Source organism: Collimonas sp. NPDC087041 (assembly GCF_044745265.1).
In the GTDB taxonomy this organism is placed as follows: Bacteria; Pseudomonadota; Gammaproteobacteria; order Burkholderiales; family Burkholderiaceae_D; genus Collimonas.
Window position 1 is genome coordinate 109,065 of sequence record NZ_JBIUZX010000009.1, and the last position, 16,298, is coordinate 125,362.

18 protein-coding genes are annotated in these 16,298 nt (G+C 56.6%); 11 read left to right on the top strand and 7 right to left on the bottom strand.

Features of this window, described 5'->3' with window-relative positions:
- Window positions 1–18: 18 nt before the first annotated feature.
- The 3 genes from ACIPF8_RS16925 to ACIPF8_RS16935 all read right to left on the bottom strand — a co-directional run bounded on the left by ACIPF8_RS16925 (window position 19) and on the right by ACIPF8_RS16935 (window position 1,812).
- On the bottom strand, window positions 19–468 hold the full coding sequence (locus ACIPF8_RS16925; RefSeq protein WP_400423236.1) for a cupin domain-containing protein: 450 nt from the start codon (window positions 466–468) through the stop codon (window positions 19–21).
- Between the two features lie 342 nt (window positions 469–810).
- Window positions 811–1,209 carry a hypothetical protein gene (locus tag ACIPF8_RS16930; RefSeq protein WP_400423239.1) on the bottom strand — a complete coding sequence of 133 codons (399 nt, stop codon included), beginning with the start codon at window positions 1,207–1,209 and terminating at the stop codon, window positions 811–813.
- Window positions 1,210–1,359: 150 nt separating this feature from the next.
- Window positions 1,360–1,812, bottom strand: coding sequence for an acetyltransferase (locus ACIPF8_RS16935; protein ID WP_400423242.1), 453 nt, complete (start codon window positions 1,810–1,812; stop codon window positions 1,360–1,362).
- Window positions 1,813–2,041: 229 nt separating this feature from the next.
- Between ACIPF8_RS16935 and ACIPF8_RS16940 the strand changes: the two genes are divergently transcribed.
- The 6 genes from ACIPF8_RS16940 (at window position 2,042) to ACIPF8_RS16965 (ending at window position 8,085) form a co-directional block, all read left to right on the top strand.
- Window positions 2,042–2,752, top strand: coding sequence for a GntR family transcriptional regulator (locus ACIPF8_RS16940; protein ID WP_400423244.1), 711 nt, complete (start codon window positions 2,042–2,044; stop codon window positions 2,750–2,752).
- A 37-nt stretch (window positions 2,753–2,789) separates the two neighbouring features.
- Window positions 2,790–3,467 carry a DUF2848 domain-containing protein gene (locus ACIPF8_RS16945; RefSeq protein ID WP_400423247.1) on the top strand — a complete coding sequence of 226 codons (678 nt, stop codon included), beginning with the start codon at window positions 2,790–2,792 and terminating at the stop codon, window positions 3,465–3,467.
- A 4-nt stretch (window positions 3,468–3,471) separates the two neighbouring features.
- Entirely contained in the window at window positions 3,472–4,809 is a 1,338-nt protein-coding gene (locus ACIPF8_RS16950) for an amidase (RefSeq protein ID WP_400423250.1), read from the top strand.
- A 33-nt stretch (window positions 4,810–4,842) separates the two neighbouring features.
- Complete coding sequence (locus ACIPF8_RS16955) at window positions 4,843–5,805, top strand: LysR family transcriptional regulator (protein WP_400423253.1); 963 nt, start codon at window positions 4,843–4,845, stop codon at window positions 5,803–5,805.
- A gap of 74 nt (window positions 5,806–5,879) precedes the next feature.
- Window positions 5,880–6,587 carry a hypothetical protein gene (locus tag ACIPF8_RS16960; protein ID WP_400423256.1) on the top strand — a complete coding sequence of 236 codons (708 nt, stop codon included), beginning with the start codon at window positions 5,880–5,882 and terminating at the stop codon, window positions 6,585–6,587.
- A gap of 139 nt (window positions 6,588–6,726) precedes the next feature.
- The gene (locus ACIPF8_RS16965; protein WP_400423259.1) at window positions 6,727–8,085 is read left to right on the top strand and encodes an MFS transporter; all 1,359 of its coding nucleotides are present in this window, start codon (window positions 6,727–6,729) and stop codon (window positions 8,083–8,085) included.
- Window positions 8,086–8,171: 86 nt separating this feature from the next.
- On the opposite strand, the gene ACIPF8_RS16970 is transcribed toward ACIPF8_RS16965, so the two are convergent.
- The gene (locus ACIPF8_RS16970) at window positions 8,172–9,095 is read right to left on the bottom strand and encodes a LysR substrate-binding domain-containing protein (protein ID WP_400423262.1); all 924 of its coding nucleotides are present in this window, start codon (window positions 9,093–9,095) and stop codon (window positions 8,172–8,174) included.
- A gap of 92 nt (window positions 9,096–9,187) precedes the next feature.
- Between ACIPF8_RS16970 and ACIPF8_RS16975 the strand changes: the two genes are divergently transcribed.
- The 5 genes from ACIPF8_RS16975 (at window position 9,188) to ACIPF8_RS16995 (ending at window position 14,655) form a co-directional block, all read left to right on the top strand.
- A complete protein-coding gene (locus ACIPF8_RS16975; RefSeq protein WP_400423265.1) occupies window positions 9,188–10,066 on the top strand; it encodes an alpha/beta fold hydrolase in 879 nt (292 codons plus the stop codon).
- 17 nt (window positions 10,067–10,083) lie between these two features.
- Window positions 10,084–11,508, top strand: coding sequence for a 3-isopropylmalate dehydratase large subunit (leuC, locus tag ACIPF8_RS16980; RefSeq protein WP_400423267.1), 1,425 nt, complete (start codon window positions 10,084–10,086; stop codon window positions 11,506–11,508).
- Complete coding sequence (gene leuD / locus ACIPF8_RS16985; protein ID WP_400423269.1) at window positions 11,501–12,133, top strand: 3-isopropylmalate dehydratase small subunit; 633 nt, start codon at window positions 11,501–11,503, stop codon at window positions 12,131–12,133. The genes leuC and leuD overlap by 8 nt, the downstream gene beginning before the upstream one ends.
- Before the next feature lie 183 nt (window positions 12,134–12,316).
- Entirely contained in the window at window positions 12,317–13,888 is a 1,572-nt protein-coding gene (locus ACIPF8_RS16990; RefSeq protein ID WP_400423271.1) for a serine hydrolase domain-containing protein, read from the top strand.
- Window positions 13,889–14,211: 323 nt separating this feature from the next.
- Window positions 14,212–14,655, top strand: coding sequence for a hypothetical protein (locus ACIPF8_RS16995; protein WP_400423272.1), 444 nt, complete (start codon window positions 14,212–14,214; stop codon window positions 14,653–14,655).
- A 36-nt stretch (window positions 14,656–14,691) separates the two neighbouring features.
- Here ACIPF8_RS16995 and ACIPF8_RS17000 read toward each other — a convergent pair whose 3' ends face one another.
- The 3 genes from ACIPF8_RS17000 to ACIPF8_RS17010 form a co-directional block, all read right to left on the bottom strand.
- On the bottom strand, window positions 14,692–15,078 hold the full coding sequence (locus ACIPF8_RS17000; protein ID WP_400423448.1) for a hypothetical protein: 387 nt from the start codon (window positions 15,076–15,078) through the stop codon (window positions 14,692–14,694).
- A 111-nt stretch (window positions 15,079–15,189) separates the two neighbouring features.
- Complete coding sequence (locus ACIPF8_RS17005) at window positions 15,190–15,510, bottom strand: Dabb family protein (protein ID WP_400423273.1); 321 nt, start codon at window positions 15,508–15,510, stop codon at window positions 15,190–15,192.
- 79 nt (window positions 15,511–15,589) lie between these two features.
- A complete protein-coding gene (locus ACIPF8_RS17010; RefSeq protein WP_400423274.1) occupies window positions 15,590–16,237 on the bottom strand; it encodes a GNAT family N-acetyltransferase in 648 nt (215 codons plus the stop codon).
- Window positions 16,238–16,298 lie beyond the last annotated feature (61 nt).

A 16,298-nucleotide genomic window follows, 5' to 3' on the forward strand; every position in this document is an offset into this window, starting at 1 on the left:
AAGTCAAGGGATGCAAGATCAATTTGGAACGGGAACGTTAAATTGTTTCCCAGGTACGTAAGCCCACGTTGCAATGACTTTCGCACCCATCGGTCCGGCTTTGGTGACGTGGACCGCGTTCGCAGCTATTTGAAAGGTCCCGCCTGCATGGATGTGTTGCGTGGGCTTGCCATCCACATTTAAAATTATTTCCCCCTCAAGCACGTAGCAGACCTCGGGACCCGTTGCCATGTGTCGTGGCTTTTCAGCATTGGGAGGGAACTCGGAAATTCCCAGGCCCATTTCGCGATCTGTCCCCTGAATCGCAACTCTTTGGAAAACCTGCGTCGGCTTGCTCGCAGGTGCCTTATCCGCGGCCAATACGGAGTGGGTGGAGACGATGATTGCGACAAGGATAGGAATAGAAAAATATGATTTCACGAATGTTTGAGCAATTAATATTTCTAGGGCAACGATCTTTTCAGTCAAACCACAGCGCCGAATTCTAGAAACCGTTGTTTAGGAAGTGAGTCGTTAGCCGAGGCTATCTTTGTAATAGGCGTTATTACGAAGCGCAACCTCGGAAGTTCAGCTAACAATTTTGTGAAACGACAATATCTACTTTTGGCGGAGTGCTGGCAAGCTAGAATAATTTTTGTCGCTACATAGAAAATCTTATGGCAAATTCGCGCGACAGTTTGTACGCTGCATCCAGCGAATGGCCGTTTCGAGCCGCTTGCAACTGGCTGATTTCGTCTCAACGCTGTCGTTGCGAAACGCATCCAAGACCCATGCAGCCAGGAACATATCTAAGCGGCGTGCATTCGTTATTTAGTTCTTGATCCATCGACCGGCCGCGTCCGCGGTGTCTTGCGGTGCTGTATTGAAAGCGATGGATGCCTTGGGAGCCGATTTGTGGACGCTGTTCAAGAGTCTTTCAAAGAGCAACAGGCTCTTGGGAGGGATGCGGATTCCGCCGCCGATTACAACGCAGTCATAGGTCTCGCTGGCGAGTTGACGCTCGAGCTCCACAGTGGCGGATTCATCCGGGCGCACCAAGCAGAGGTCGGCATGCCACCCACGATCCGCCATCTGCTGCATGCCAACGGCAATGCCGGCATGAATCTTCTCTGCATTGAAGCCTGGTGGTAACGCTGGGTCCGAGAAGTCGACAGTTTCTGGCCGCTGACCGACGAACAACACCTTTTTGACGTCATTCAATTGACTCATCGCATCCTCCTGATTGAATTACATGGGGTTGGAAACCTCTTTGCAGCCGCTGGTTGACTACTGTACTCAATGAAAGCAATGCAGAAAATATCCATCATGAATCAACGGACGCTGTGTGGGAAGTGCTCATCCGGCCGCTTCTGGCCGCAATCAGTCTTTCTGGCTTTGCGGTTGGAATTTTAAATGTATCAACGGATAAGCGCGTCCTTGGCTGTCGCGTTCCGAATGACCTGTCGCCTTAAAGCCGATGCGGAAATAGAAAGCTGCGGCCTGAGCGTTCTGTTCATTGACGTCCGTTGTCAAACATTCGTGTAAGGTCAAAGCGTGATTCACCAACGCACGTCCAATACCTTTGCCATGGCAAACGGGATCAATAAATAAGGCTTCCATATGGGCGCCGTTCAATAACATGAACCCTAATGCCTGGTCGTCTTCATTCACGGCCAACCACAATGGCGCAGCAGGAAGAAAATCGCGTACTTCCATTTCAATTGCAATGCGGTCTTCGTGGCTGAGGAATGCATGGGTTGTGAACACGGCATCACGCCAAATCTCGAGCACGCGTTCACCATCTGTACTGCGTGAGTTTCTAATTTTTATCATGCTGGAAAGAATACTTACAGTTCAGCTCCTTTGCAAACGCAAGCTGGCTGCAGAACGTACGTTTCTGGCTGTTCGTTTGCTTTCGACTTTAATTGTATGGAACGCTAAATTGGCAAAAATACATCTCACTGTGAAATTTCACGTCATTCGTTGACCTCTGTGATATATCACATTAATATCAGTGTCCATTGATACTCGATATTGAGCGCTCACGCGCTTCAACAACCCAATGTCCAATACCCCGCAGCGAGCAACATCGCCTTCCAAGGCGGCGCAGGCAAGCCAGGTTCAGCCGACCAATATTCCAGCCGGGGCTGCGCTGCGCGAATTCGCTTACGCAGAGATCAAGCGCCGCATCATGACGCTGGAATTTCGTCCGGGCGAACCGATCAACGAAGCCCACTTGCAAACCCTGCTGGGCATTGGCCGCACGCCCGTGCATCAAGCTTTGCATCGGCTGGAGGTGGAAGGGCTGGTGTCGATCATGCCGCGCAAGGGTGTGATGGTGACGCCGTTGTCGCTCAACGATGTGATGGACATGATCGAGGTGCGCATGGCCAATGAAATCCTTTGTGTTGGGCTGGCGGCGGAGCGTGCCGATGAGGCCGACTTGAAGAGCATGCGCGATATTGTCGATCGCTCACCGGCGCTGATTGCACGGCGTGATGTGCCGGCCCTGATGGGGTTGGACATGCAGTTCCATATCGCGATTTCTGCGGCTTCGCGCAATAAGGTGCTGGGTGATCTGTTGCGCAACCTGCATGAAAAACAGGCACGTTTCTGGTTCCTGTCGCTTTCCGATCCGCAGCATCTGCAACATGTCTATGAAGAGCATCTGCAGATCGTCGACGCGCTTGAACGGCGCGATGCCGACGCTGCGCGCGAGGCGATACGGAAACACGTCGACGAATTCCGCAGCAATATTGTCCGCTCCATTTAATCAATCTAATCAACCCAACAACCAAGCGAGTAGTCTCATGGCGAATTTGCAATTCAACCTGGTCGGCCACGGGCCGATTTCGATCGATGTGCAGCAACTGGTGATCGCCGGCTGGACCGGCCGCGACCATGCCAGCGTCGAGCATCATATTCAAGAGCTGGAAGCGATCGGCGTCAAGCGGCCAGCCAGCATCCCGAGTTTCTACCGTGTCTCGGCCGATCTGCTGACCATCTCGCCGTCGTTGCAGGTAGCGGGCGATGAGTCGTCCGGTGAGGCCGAGTTCGTGCTGTTTTCAACGACCGAGGGGCTGCTGGTCGGAATTGGCTCGGATCATACCGACCGCAAGGTGGAAAGCTATGGCGTCACGGTTTCCAAGCAGATGTGTGCGAAACCGGTCGGTGCGGATTTGTGGCGCATGAGTGAACTCGTTGAGCACTGGGACGAATTGCAGATGCGCACCTGGCGTCGACGCGGCGCCGAACATCGCTTGTACCAAGAGGGCGCTGTCACGAAAATGCTGGCGCCGCAGGACTTGATCGGTCGCTATACCGGCGGCAAGGAACTGCCGGTAGGTACAGTCATGTTTTGCGGAACCCAGCCGATCATCGGCGAGATGGGCTTCGGCGAGTGCTTCGAAATGGAACTCTCTGATCCGCGCCTGCAGCGCAGCCTGACGCATCGCTATAACGTTGTCTCCTTACCTATCGAAGGCTGAATCGATGAAAACTATCCGTACCTTGGCCGCAGAAATGCAGGCCGGAACAAACAGCAGCGTCAAATTGGTGGAGCAGGCGCTGGCCCAGATCGAGGCCCATCGTGGCGCCGGCGGCGCGGCATACATCCACGTTGATGCCGCCCAGGCGCTGGCTGCGGCACGCGCCAGCGATGCTGCTCGTGCGGCCGGTTACGCACCGTCGCTGCTGGCTGGTTTGCCGGTATCGATCAAGGATTTGTTCGACGTCAAGGGCCAGGTAACCGCCGCCGGCTCGACCGCGCTGTCGGACGCCAAACCGGCGGCCGCCGACGCCGCTGCAGTGGCTCGTCTGCGCAATGCCGGTGCGATTTTGCTCGGCCGCACCAACATGAGCGAATTCGCATTTTCCGGCCTGGGTTTGAATCCGCATTACGGCACGCCGACCAATCCGTTTGACAGCGCCCGCGTAGCGGGTGGCTCTACCTCCGGCGGCGCGGTGTCGGTTGCCGGCGGTATGGCGGTGGCGGCACTTGGCACTGATACCGGCGGTTCAATCCGTATTCCGTCGGCGTTTTGCGGGCTGACCGGCTTCAAGCCGACCGCGCGCCGGGTCGATTTGAGCGGCGCCGTGCCGCTATCAACCACGCTCGATTCCGCCGGACCGTTGACGCATAGCGTCGATTGCTGCGCGATTGTTGATGCCATCTTGTCTGGCGAGTCACTGGATAGTGCTGCAGTGCCGTTGCAAGGATTGCGTTTTGGCGTGACCGACGATTTTGTCGGCGAAGGCATTGCACCCGAAGTGCGTGATGCCTTCGAAAACGTACTGAATCTGCTAGAGCGTGCCGGCGCACGTATCGAACGTTTTGCCTTCCCTGAACTGAAAACGCTGCCCACGATCAATGCCGGCGGCGGCTTTGCTGCGGCCGAAGCATGGGCCTGGCACCGCGAGTTGTTTGAGAGTGCGGCCGAGCGCTATGATCAACGGGTGGCGGCACGCATCCGGCGCGGCGGCCAGCAAAGCGCCGCCGATTATATTGACCTGCTGGCGGCGCGCCGCAACCTGATCGCCGCCGCGCAACAGCGCTTGCGGCAGTTTGACGCCTGGTTGATGCCGACGGTCGCTACGTTGCCTCCGTTATTGCAACCGTTACAGCAAAGCGACGACAGCTTCTTTGCCACCAATGGCCTGGTGTTGCGCAATCCTGCGGTGATCAATTTCCTCGACGGTTGCGCGCTCAACATGCCATGCCCGGTCGGCAGCGGTTTGCCGGTCGGCTTCAGCATTTGCGGCTTGGGCGGGCAGGATGCGAGGGTGCTGCAAATCGGCCGTGCGGTTGAAGCGGCACTGCAGGACGGTTGATCTGACGCCGCACCGGGTGCGAAGGAGGGCATTGTGAACACGCGATTTCTGGAAGCGTTTGTATGGGTGGCGCGGCTCGGCAGTTTCCGTGCCGCGGCGGAGAAATTGAATATCACCCAGGCCGCGATTTCCAACCGGATCGCCTCGCTCGAACAGGATTTCGATACACGCCTGTTTGAGCGCGATGCGCGCGAGATTCGCCTGACCTTCGATGGTCGTCGTTTGCTCGGTTATGCCGAACGGATGCTGGAACTGAGCCGGGAAATGTCCGCCATCGGTCGCACCGGTTCCAGCATTGCCGGCATTGTGCGTATCGGCGTGATCGAAACCATCGTCCACACCTGGCTGATCGATTTCCTGCGGCGTGTGCAGGAGATGTACCCCGGCATTGAACTGCAACTGACGTCGGAATCGACACGGCGTTTGCACGAGCAGTTGCGGCAAGGTGAACTGGATCTGGCTCTGCAGACCGATCCGGTGATCGGCGACGGAATTCGCAATACCGCGAGCGGATCGATTGCGATGGGCTGGGTCGGCCGCGCTGCCGACTGGCCCGCCGGCATGGCGCCGGTGAGCCTGGCGCAATTGGCGGAACGTCCGATCGTGACCATGAATCGCGGTTCGCAACCGCATTCCGCATTGATGGAATTGTGCGAAGCCGAAGGGGTGCCGGCGCCGCGCATCCACTGCGTCAGTTCCATTTCCGCCATCGTGCGGCTGGTGCAATCCGGTTTCGGCATCGCCGTGCTGCCGCTGGCGCCTGCACGCGACCAGATCAGCAGCGGCACGCTGAACATCATTCCTTGTACCACCAATCTGACGCCGCAGAGGCTGGTGGTCAGCTATTGCGCCGACCTGACCACGGAAGCGATCCAGCTGGTTGCCAAGCTGGCATGCGAAGAGGCTGCGCGCTTCACGCTCAACCTGGAACCGCAGTACGGCTTTGATCCTCACCAGGCCAACGACGCCACAAGTAAAACTTATCAGTCACCATAAAAATAACCCGTTTGCCAGGCATGGACCGAAAAACTATTCTCAAGTCTTCCGGCCCAACTTGAAAAGCGAAAACGATGAGTACGCAAGCAATAGCAACAGCAACAAAACCAGCAATAGCACCAGCAACAACACCAGAAGCAAAAGAATTACCGGGCATCTTGTTCGTATGGACCAACGTCGATCCAGCGCATGACGACGACTTCAACCGCTGGTACGACCGTGAACATGTCGAAGAGCGAGTGAACCTGCCGGGCTTCGTTTCCGGCACCCGCTACCAAAGCATGAAAGGGCCGCGCCAGTATCTGGGCTTGTACCGCACAACATCGCTGGCGGCATTCAAGACACCTGAATATTTCAAGGCGTTCCAGCAGCAGACGCCGTGGTCGGTGACCAACCTGGCACGCATGCGCGACCCGATCCGCCGCGTCTGCAGCATCGACGCTGAAGTCGGTAGCGGCATGGGCGCCTGGCTGGCAGTTTTGCGGCTCGGTAACAACGAGATTGGCCGCGATCCGGCGGCAGTGGCCAAGCTGGGCCAAAAATTGCTAGCGCTGGATGGCGTAGTGGCCTCGCGCCTGTTGACGCCAGATGTCGCACTGTCCACGCCATTGCCAGCGGAAAATGCCAACGGTCGTGTGCTCGATCCGATCCTGCTGATTGAGGCATCGTCGGAACCGGCGGCGGCCAATGCGGTGCGGTTGGCGGCGGAACAGATCGGCGGCGAACTGGATGGTCATGCCATTTTGCAACTGAGCTGGCAATTACTCGATCAAGCGGCATAAAAGACCGCGCATCGACCCTGGCCGGTTTCGGTCAGGGGAAATACAAGAGGCCAGACAAAGGTCAAACGCATCGCAGCGGCAATCGTTCGCAAGACATGCCGCTGCGGTTGGGGATAGCAGGTTCATGGAGGGAAGTTAGATGAGTCATCAACATTCAATTGCATTACAAGCTGAAGAGGCAGCATTGTCAGCGCCCGCGCAGCAGGGGGCGCATGGCGCGCCTGCCAAGAAAAGCATGACCAGCAGGCTGGCCGCCGCCAGCATGATCGGTACCACGCTGGAATGGTACGACTTCACGGTTTATAACACGCTCGCTGCATTGATTTTCAACCATCTTTTCTTCCCATCATTCGACCCTTTATCGGGCACCATCCTGGCGTTCTCGACCTATGCGGTCGGCTATATTTCGCGGCCAATCGGCGGCGTCCTGTTCGGCCATCTCGGCGACAAGCTCGGACGCCGTTTCGTGCTGGTCGTGACCTTGGTATTAATGGGAATTACCACCGGCCTGATGGGCTTGCTGCCGACGTATGCTTCAGTCGGCATCCTCAGCCCGATCCTGCTGGTTGCGCTGCGTTTCGTACAGGGCGTGGCGCTGGGCGGCGAATGGGCCGGGGCGGTGCTGATTTCAGTTGAACATGGTGCGCAAGACAAGCGTGGCCGCAACGCCTCCTGGACCCAGGTTGGGCCATCCTTCGGCACCTTGCTGGCGACTGGCTTCATTGCTGCGATCACTGCGCTGGTGTCGCCGGACGATTTCCTCGCCTGGGGCTGGCGCATTCCATTCATTGCCAGTCTGTTGCTGGTTGGGTTCGGCTTGTGGATTCGGCGCGGGGTTGAGGAAACGCCGTTGTTCAAGGAACTGGATGAGAAACACGCCACGGCCAAGACCCCGATCGGCGATGTCCTGCGCGATCACTGGCGGCGTCTGCTGATCGCCGGCGGCGCGCGGATCGGTTCGGACGTGCTGTATGCGCTGGTGGTGGTGTTCACCTTGACCTATGTGACGACCGTGTTGGACCTGTCGCGTACTCTGGCGCTGACCGCGATCATGATCGGCACCGCTTGCAATGCGCTGACAGTGCCGGTGTTCGGCGCGTTGTCGGACCGCATCGGCCGCCGGCCTGTGTATGCCATCGGCGTGGTGCTTGGGGCGATCTGGGCCTTCGCGTTCTTCGTGTTGCTCGATAGCGCACAACCGTTGCTGATCGTATTGGCGGTGATTGGCGGCCTGGTGATCCACGCAATCATGTACGGTCCGCAAGCGGCATTCGTGACTGAACAATTCCCGACCCGGGTGCGTTACGCCGGTTCTTCGCTGGCTTACACGCTGGCCGGTATCGTCGGCGGCGGTTTCGCACCGCTGATCATCGCCAGCCTGTTCCGCTCCTATCACAGCACCACAGCCATCTCGCTGTATGTGCTGGCGGCTTTGGCGATTACCGGCGTGGCTTTGTTTGCAGCGCGTGAAACCGGCAGGTCGCCGTTGGAAGAGTAAACGGCTGTCGTTCCGCTGAGGCGGAGCGACGCCGACATCCCGGCTTGCGGTCAACACTTCAAGAGCAAGTCGGGATGCATCAATTGTCACCAGGTGTGTCGCAGGTCTTTCTTTCCCGCCTGAGGCGGGTTGAAACGTTCCGTAATGAAATCGACAAAGGCGGTTACCTTGGCGGACAGGTTCAGCCGCTCCGGATACACCGCATAGATATCGGAATCCGGCAGTGTCCATTCGGTGAGTACCTGACGCAGCCGCCCAGAACGCAGGTAGGGCGCCACATCCCATTCCGATCGCATCAGGACGCCATGTCCTGCCAGCGCCCATTCCAAGGCAATTTCGCCGTCGTTGCTGCTCAATGTACCGCGCACCTTGACGGTTTCCTGGCGCTTGCCGCGGCTTAGTTGCCAGGTGCCATAGGCGGCGTCGTTTTCGCGCAGCACGATGCACTTGTGCTTTTGCAGGTCACGCGGTGTCGATGGCGCGCCATGCAGTTCCAGATAGCCCGGGCTTGCGCACAACAGCCGCTGGTTGGCGGCGATCTTGCGGGCGATGATGCGCGCATCCGGTAACTCGCCGATGCGGATGCCGACGTCGAAAGCCTGATCGGCCAGGTTCAGCGGGCGATCGGACAAATGCAGCTGGACTTCGACTTCCGGATAACGCTTGCTGAATGCCGAGACTGCCGGGCCGATATGCTTGCGGCCGAAGCCAAAACTGGCATTGATCCGCAATAAGCCCTTCGGTATGGCGCGGCTGCTGCCGATGGTGCGCTCCAACGCTTCAATATCAGCCAGGATACGGCTACCGTCGGCCAGGTAGATTTCACCTTCATGCGTCACGCTCATGGTCCGGGTAGTGCGGTTGAGCAGGCGCACGCCAAGGCGTTGTTCCAGATTGGCCAGCCGTTTGGTGATCGCCGGCGGCGTGACGCCGAGTTCGCGGGCGCTCGCCGCCAGGCTGCCAGCCTTGACCAGGATGGCGAAGAAAGCGATATCCGAGATCGTGTTCATTATTAAATCAAAAGAAATAATAGAGTCAATATTAATGAATTATAAATCCTGTTCGTGGTTATACAATCGCCTTAACCACAGGAGGATGAATAATGTTTCCCGGATTCGAGCGCGGTATCGCGGAAGTCAATGGCACCCAGATCAACTACATTCGTGGCGGCAGCGGGCCGGCGTTGCTGTTGTTGCACGGCCATCCGCAGACACATGCGATATGGCACAAGGTAGCGGCGCGCTTGGCCGAGCAATTCACCGTGATCGCGGCCGACTTGCGTGGTTACGGCGACAGCGGCAAGCCGGTCGGCCTGCCCGATCACAGCAACTATTCGAAACGCACGATGGGCCAGGATCAGATCGACCTGATGGCGCAGCTGGGATACGCACAATTCCTGTTGCTGGCGCATGACCGCGGCGCCAGGGTGGCTTACCGGATGGCGCTGGATCATCCGCAGGCAATCAGCAAACTGGTGCTGCTGGATATCGCGCCGACATTGGCCATGTACGAGCAAACTTCGATGGCTTTCGCCACCGCCTATTACCACTGGTTTTTCCTGATCCGTCCGGCGCCGATGCCGGAATTGCTGGTTGGCGGCAATCCGGAAGCCTACCTCAAGTACACGATCGGCGGCCGCAGCGCCGGTCTGGCGCCGTTCACGCCGGAAGCCTATGCCGAATACCTGCGCTGCCTCAGCGATCCGGCCACCATCCACGGCATCTGCGAAGACTATCGCGCCAGCGCAGGTATCGACCTTGAACACGAGCGCCTGGATCTGGCGCAAGGCAACAAGATACAGTGCGAAACGCTGGTGCTCTGGGGCGCGCACGGCGTCATTGAGCAATGTTTTCAACCGCTGCACGAATGGCAGCGCCTGGCCGCCAAGGTCAGCGGCAAGGCGCTTGACTGCGGCCACTATATTCCCGAGGAAGCGCCGGACGCGCTGTTGGCAGAAGTGCTGCCATTTTTTGCCGCCTGAACGGCAGAGGCCATACCATGTCACAACGTACGCTTTACAAAAAACTGGTGGATTCGCACACCGTCGCCAGGCTCGACGAACAGCACGTGCTGTTGTACGCCGACCTGCACATCATGAACGAATACACCAGCCCGCAGGCATTCAGCAGCCTGCGCGAAAAAAATCGCCGGGTGCTGCGGCCGCAACAACAACTGGCGGTGGTCTCGCACATCATTCCGACTCATCCTGTCAGCGTCGCCAATCGGGTCATCGTCGATCCGCCTTCGGCGCTGCAAGCCAGCAATTTGAAGCGCAATTGCCGCGATTTCGACATCAAGCTGTTCGACACCAACCACGAAGAGCAGGGCATCGAACACATCATCGCCCCCGAACACGGCTGGATCCGGCCCGGCATGGTGGTGCTGTGCGGCGACAGCCACACCACTACTTATGGCGCGCTCGGCGCGTTGGGCTTCGGCGTCGGCACTTCCGAAGTCGAGCATATCCTGGCGACACAGACCCTGGTCTACCGGCTGGCGCAAGACATGCATATCAAGGTTGACGGCGCACTGCCGATGGGCACCTCGGTCAAGGACCTGATCCTGCTGATCATCGCCCGCATCGGCGCCCAGGGTGCGCGTGGTTTTGCAGTGGAATTCTCCGGTTCGACCATTGCCACACTATCGGCGGAGGCGCGCATGACCTTGTGCAACATGGCGGTGGAAGCGGGCGCACGGGCAGCGTTGATCCGGCCTGATCAGACTACCTTTGCCTACGTCAGGGAAAAAGCAAGAGATATGAGCGACGCGGATTTCAGGCAGGCGCTTGGCGATTGGGAGAATTTGTTTTCCGACGAAGACGCTGCGTTTGATGTCGAGCATGTTTTCTCAGCCCAGGAGGTCACGCCGTTCGTGACCTGGGGCACCAGCCCCGACCAGGCGATAGCGGTCAGCGCAGCGATACCTGATCCGGCACAGGCCGCCGATGAACAGGCCAGCACCACCATTTCCCAGGCCCTGCAATACATGGGCCTGTCAGCCGGTGATTCGCTGCTCGGCCTGCCGGTAGACCGGGTCTTTATCGGTTCCTGCACCAATGGCCGCATCGAGGATTTGCGTATCGCCGCAGCTCTGGTTGACGGCCACAAGGTGGCACCGACAGTACGGGCGATGGTGGTCCCGGGTTCGGGCGCGGTGCGCCGCCAGGCGGAACAGGAAGGCCTGGCAAAGATATTCATCGACGCCGGTTTCGAATGGCGTCAACCGGGTTGCTCGATGTGCCTGGCCATGAACGACGACGTGCTGGCCCCAGGCGAACGCTGCGCGTCAACCACCAACCGCAACTTTGAGGGCCGCCAGGGCAGGGGTGGCCGCACCCACCTGATGAGCCCGGCGATGGCCGCTGCCGCGGCGTTAAGCGGTTGCATCAGCGATGTCCGCACCCTGGAGAAAGAACATGCATGACAAGACAAGCATCGAAGGTATCGCCGCACCGCTGCTGATCGACAACCTGGATACCGACCAGATCATGCCCAAGCAATTCCTGCGCACCATCACCAAGGAAGGATTGGACAAAGGCGTGTTGTTCGACCTGCGCTTCGAGCCAGACGGCAAGCCGCGCGCCGATTTCGTACTGAATCGCCCCGAATTCAAAGACACACGCATCCTGATCGGCGGCCCCAATTTCGGCTGCGGCTCCAGCCGCGAGCATGCAGTGTGGGGCTTGCAGCAACTGGGCATCGAAGCGGTGATTGCGCCGAGTTTTGGTGAGATATTTTTCAGTAATGCGTTGAATAATCGCTTGCTGGTGATCGCGCTGGAACCGGAGCAGATTGCCACGCTGCTGCAAGAACTGGCCATCAGCAATCACCATCTGTGCATCGATCTGGAAAAAATGCAGTTGCAGTGTGGTTCGCAAACATTCGACTTTACGCTGGCGGCGCGACACAAGCAGATGATCGTCGAGGGGCTCGATATGGTCGGAGCGACGCTGCACATGCTGCCGCAAATAGAGGCGTTCGAGGCAAAGCACGATGCCGCCTGTGGCTGGGCAAAGGTGTTGCCGGAAAACGGGGAAGTACACGCCTGATACCAATCTGGGGACGGCTCCAATAGCCTGCCTAATTTCCTGGGTCTGTACGGCTGTCAGTGGGATGCGATGCCTGGTTGCAGCAGCACTGGCGGCCGGTTACGCCATACGCTCTATACCGGCTACAGCACGAAGATATTGTTATGATAAAGCCCCGTCACTCATTACGTAGAGTTGATTCTCATGCAAGTCAAAAGACTTTTCCATTTGAGTGCGGTGCTGAGCCTGGCGATTTTGTTGAGCTTGGCTCACAGTGAAGCCGTTTATGCGGGGGACGCTGTTAAATCGGTTTGGCCAACTAAAACTTGGCTGACGTCCTCGCCGGAACAGCAAGGCATGGATTCCTCGGCCCTAGCTCAACTTGTCGCCTATGGGGCGAGCAATAGCTTCGACAGTCTCCTCGTCGTGCGTCATGGGCGAATTGTCACGGAGGCCTATTACGCGCCCTACACGGCGGATATTCCGCACGAGATGTTCTCTTCCACAAAAGCGGTTACCAGCACTCTTCTCGGGATGGTCTACAAGGATGGTTTGCTCGATCGTCTCGATCATCCCATGCTCGATTTTTTCGCCAATCGCCGTGTCGAAAATGTCGATGACAGGAAAAAAGCCATCACAGTTCAAAACCTGTTGGACATGACTTCCGGACTCGACTGGGATCAGGGATTTGAGGGCGGCAAACAGCAATCCATGTGGGATCTGTACCGAAGCTCCCATTGGATTCAATTCATTCTGGATCGTCCCATGGCGCATTCGCCGGGAGAGGTTTTCAACTATAGCAACGGCAGCCCGGATCTCATTTCCGCGATCATCACGACACTTACGGGCAAGCTGGCTGAAGATTACGCGAGGGAAAAGCTTTTTGATCCACTCGGCATCGTTGAGTGGCACTGGGACCGCGATCCTCAAGGTCTCACCATAGGGGAGGGGATGCTGTACTTGCTGCCGCGCGACATGGCGAAGATTGGCTATTTGTATTTGCGCCACGGCGAATGGGAGGGAAGACGTCTGCTTCCACCCGGTTGGGCGGATGTTTTAAATCACAGGATCGTGAATATGCGCGCGTCCTCCGATCCCAATCAGAGTTACTCGAATTTTTTCTGGATATTCCCCGACAAGCGCGCTTACATGGCGAACGGCAAGAACGGCCAGTTAATCGTGGTGTTTCCCGACCTGGATATTGTAGTGGTGACCACCGCCAGAAAGCAGATGCGATATGGCGCGCTGATCGATGCCGTCTCTGCTGCTGTCAAGTCTGATTCGGCGCTGCCGCTAAACCGAGGCGCCGCGGATCGGCTTGCCAATGTGATCAAGGATGTCGCTGTCGAGAAGCCGACGCCCGTCGGCCCCACGTCTGAGATTGCCTCGGCTATCTCAGGCAAGATCTACAAATTTCCAGACAACAATCTCGGTATAAGATCGCTAACGCTATTTCTAGATGACTCACAGCCGCATATTGAATTCGAAGTTTATGCGCCGGCTAAATACTCAGGGTCGTATGAGGTGCAGATCGGACTTGACGGCCTATATCGCAAAGGTTCCCCAATTCTTTCTGACCCTAATCCGGGCCGCATCACGATCGCTAAAGGAACTTGGCTGGACAGACAGACCTTCGTGATCGATTCGCAAGATTTGGGATACGGTGAACAGAAAAAACTTGTTCTCACGTTTAACGGCAAGAAGCTGAATGCTCACCGCACAGTTGACGGAGGAGACGGCCTGGAAGGATCTGTTGATGGCGAACAGGGTGACTGACTCGGCGAGACCTAATCCGCGAATTGCCAACAATCTTCAAATCAACGTCCAATGACGGAAACTGGCCAAATACGGTGGGAGCCATACCGCAGTTATTGCTTCAAATAGGGGCATTTCCCGCCAGAAATGGCGCGAGCCTCCGAGCCTGATTAAAGTTCTCCAGCGTCGGCCTCGCTACGTGTGATAACGAACAGACGCTAGCCGGCGCGCCTCCTAGACTTCATTTTGGCGAGGCGATTCTTGCATCGGCATCAATGTTTGCCTAAACGCCAACGTGACCGCAGCCAGATACGCGGCCCACACGTATTCCCTAGGAGAGTGAGATGAACGAAAAGTCTGAGTTGAGTGATTTGGCCGGCGCTTTGTTGCGAGGTTTGCAAGAGGCGCCGAAGAAGAATAAAGACTACGCCAGGGTCGCCGAGTATGCAGCCACGATTTTCGGTATGTCTGTTCATTCGATATCGTCGGAATTGTTCAATGAGAACGTGAACGACATCATGACTTTTTTCAAGGGGTTCGTTAAGTTTTGCGGTTCGGCAGTTGGTCTTTCCGACGAAGAATGCATAGAAGCATTTGAAGTGTTTTTTGTCGAAATCACCGGATTGCCTCATCAGGACGGCGCAATGACTTTCAGTGTCTTGGACAGGATGGCGAAAACGCCAGAAGGCATCGCACTGATTAAAGCGGGGCAGTTGGCTGCTTACGATTGCCAGGAAGGGCATGTTGACAAGGTGGCAGCGGCATTGCGAAAAGCACTCGGTATTTGAGTAGTGAAATTTCCCATTGGGAATCCAAGCCGTCATTTAAAGCAAAGCATCTACCAGTAATTCCGGTCTCAAGGCGCGGATACGCAATTCAGTAAAGTAGCCTCCGGCCTCGTTATATCGCAGGAAATATCGACCGCAGGCTACGCAGCGCGCCAGTTGGCTGCGATTGCATGGATAGTAACGCGGCGCAATGGGAGCATCCTCACTGTCATATCGCGTGCCATTTGGATGGTATTCCACGAAGCTCGGTTCATCATAAGGGTCATCCATCAGCGTGCCGACCTCTTCGAAGTTGTTCAACTCAAGAGAGTTTGGCAGCTTTTGCCAAGCGGCTAAAGACACGCTGCTACAGCTACATTTCTTGGTAACCTTGGCAGATGTGACTGCCAGCTGCGATAGGGTAGAAAAATCTATTTTTAACATGGCGATGCAATCTAAAACAAAAGCAGTCCTTCTTATGGACAGGTGAATAGCCATCCGTTTGTCAGGAACAATTAACCGACCGCGATGGCCGAATTGCGTCTTTTGTGAAAATCAAATGTCGTAATCGAACACCAAAACCTCATCAAGCCAAGGTTTCAAGCGAGCCACGAAAGCCTGGTGTGCGTCGTGATCAAGATATGCGTCGCGGAACGCGTGGCTGGCAAACGTGATGGTCGCAGCGTGGGTGTAGCCCTTATTCAATCCTTCCGGACTAGTATTGACGCCGTGTTCGAATGCGACAATGCCTTCGATCAAATCGGCAAGCTTGGCGAAGTCGCGCATGCAATGCGCTTGCTCACTTGCGGAAGTGTCCTGTTTGAAGCGCAGAAGAACCAGATGGCGTATTTTCATTGTGCGTTCGACTGTGTTCATCATCTTTCCCTATATTTCTTCAAAGCTTGCTTTTAGCTGGCGTCAGCCAATTAATTCATCCGAGAGTGGCCGTTCAAATCTACGCAATGACCGCTGCAGTGACCGGGGAAACAACCGTCCACCCCATAGACGTATACAGCGCACGGCCATCTTCAGTGGCAACAAGGACGCCTGTATTTGATTCGTTGGCAATGGAATGATTGCTCAGCGCCGTCATGATAATGCGCCCCAGCCCCTTTCTTTGATGCTCCGGCTCAGTGACTATTTGGTCAAAGATTGCACAGCCATTGCTTTGCGCAACGCGTCCTTTTGCCGCCACTTGCCCATCCTTGTCTGTGAACTCCGCATCGGTGACCGCGCCGCTTGTACGAATTGATAGCCGGTAATCATTGTGTGCAATGACGGCGGCTTGGCGCAATGCCACAGCCATCAAATATTCAGGCGGCTGAACCTGCCAGATATCACGCAGAAAAGGCGTTACCGTTTCTGGGCTTGCGCAAACTTTCAGCCACGTCCCCGGGACCGTTAAGCTGGTGGTTAGCGCATGCAAAGCCTGCGCATCGAAATTGGTGACCACATGGCGCTCCAGGTGGTTGGGCGCGCCCAAGTCAATTTTGCATCCATACGTTTGAGTTACCGGATGAGACTTCCCCCTCGTCAGGGTCCATCCTCGCGCCCATGCTTCTGCAGTGGCCATCTGGTTAAACGCACACTGATTATTTTCCAATCCTGTTCTCCATTTCGATCCCTTGCTTCGCATGGCCAATGTGTAATGACGAGATAACGCA

Excerpts from the sequence above, each read along its gene's own strand:
- ACIPF8_RS16930 (WP_400423239.1), bottom strand. The coding sequence starts at position 1,209 with ATGAGTCAATTGAATGACGTCAAAAAGGTGTTGTTCGTCGGTCAGCGG.
- ACIPF8_RS16935 (WP_400423242.1), bottom strand. The coding sequence starts at position 1,812 with ATGATAAAAATTAGAAACTCACGCAGTACAGATGGTGAACGCGTGCTC.
- ACIPF8_RS16940 (WP_400423244.1), top strand. The coding sequence starts at position 2,042 with ATGTCCAATACCCCGCAGCGAGCAACATCGCCTTCCAAGGCGGCGCAG.
- ACIPF8_RS16945 (WP_400423247.1), top strand. The coding sequence starts at position 2,790 with ATGGCGAATTTGCAATTCAACCTGGTCGGCCACGGGCCGATTTCGATC.
- ACIPF8_RS16950 (WP_400423250.1), top strand. The coding sequence starts at position 3,472 with ATGAAAACTATCCGTACCTTGGCCGCAGAAATGCAGGCCGGAACAAAC.
- ACIPF8_RS16960 (WP_400423256.1), top strand. The coding sequence starts at position 5,880 with ATGAGTACGCAAGCAATAGCAACAGCAACAAAACCAGCAATAGCACCA.
- ACIPF8_RS16965 (WP_400423259.1), top strand. The coding sequence starts at position 6,727 with ATGAGTCATCAACATTCAATTGCATTACAAGCTGAAGAGGCAGCATTG.
- ACIPF8_RS16970 (WP_400423262.1), bottom strand. The coding sequence starts at position 9,095 with ATGAACACGATCTCGGATATCGCTTTCTTCGCCATCCTGGTCAAGGCT.
- ACIPF8_RS16975 (WP_400423265.1), top strand. The coding sequence starts at position 9,188 with ATGTTTCCCGGATTCGAGCGCGGTATCGCGGAAGTCAATGGCACCCAG.
- leuC (WP_400423267.1), top strand. The coding sequence starts at position 10,084 with ATGTCACAACGTACGCTTTACAAAAAACTGGTGGATTCGCACACCGTC.
- leuD (WP_400423269.1), top strand. The coding sequence starts at position 11,501 with ATGCATGACAAGACAAGCATCGAAGGTATCGCCGCACCGCTGCTGATC.
- ACIPF8_RS16990 (WP_400423271.1), top strand. The coding sequence starts at position 12,317 with ATGCAAGTCAAAAGACTTTTCCATTTGAGTGCGGTGCTGAGCCTGGCG.
- ACIPF8_RS16995 (WP_400423272.1), top strand. The coding sequence starts at position 14,212 with ATGAACGAAAAGTCTGAGTTGAGTGATTTGGCCGGCGCTTTGTTGCGA.
- ACIPF8_RS17000 (WP_400423448.1), bottom strand. The coding sequence starts at position 15,078 with ATGTTAAAAATAGATTTTTCTACCCTATCGCAGCTGGCAGTCACATCT.
- ACIPF8_RS17005 (WP_400423273.1), bottom strand. The coding sequence starts at position 15,510 with ATGAACACAGTCGAACGCACAATGAAAATACGCCATCTGGTTCTTCTG.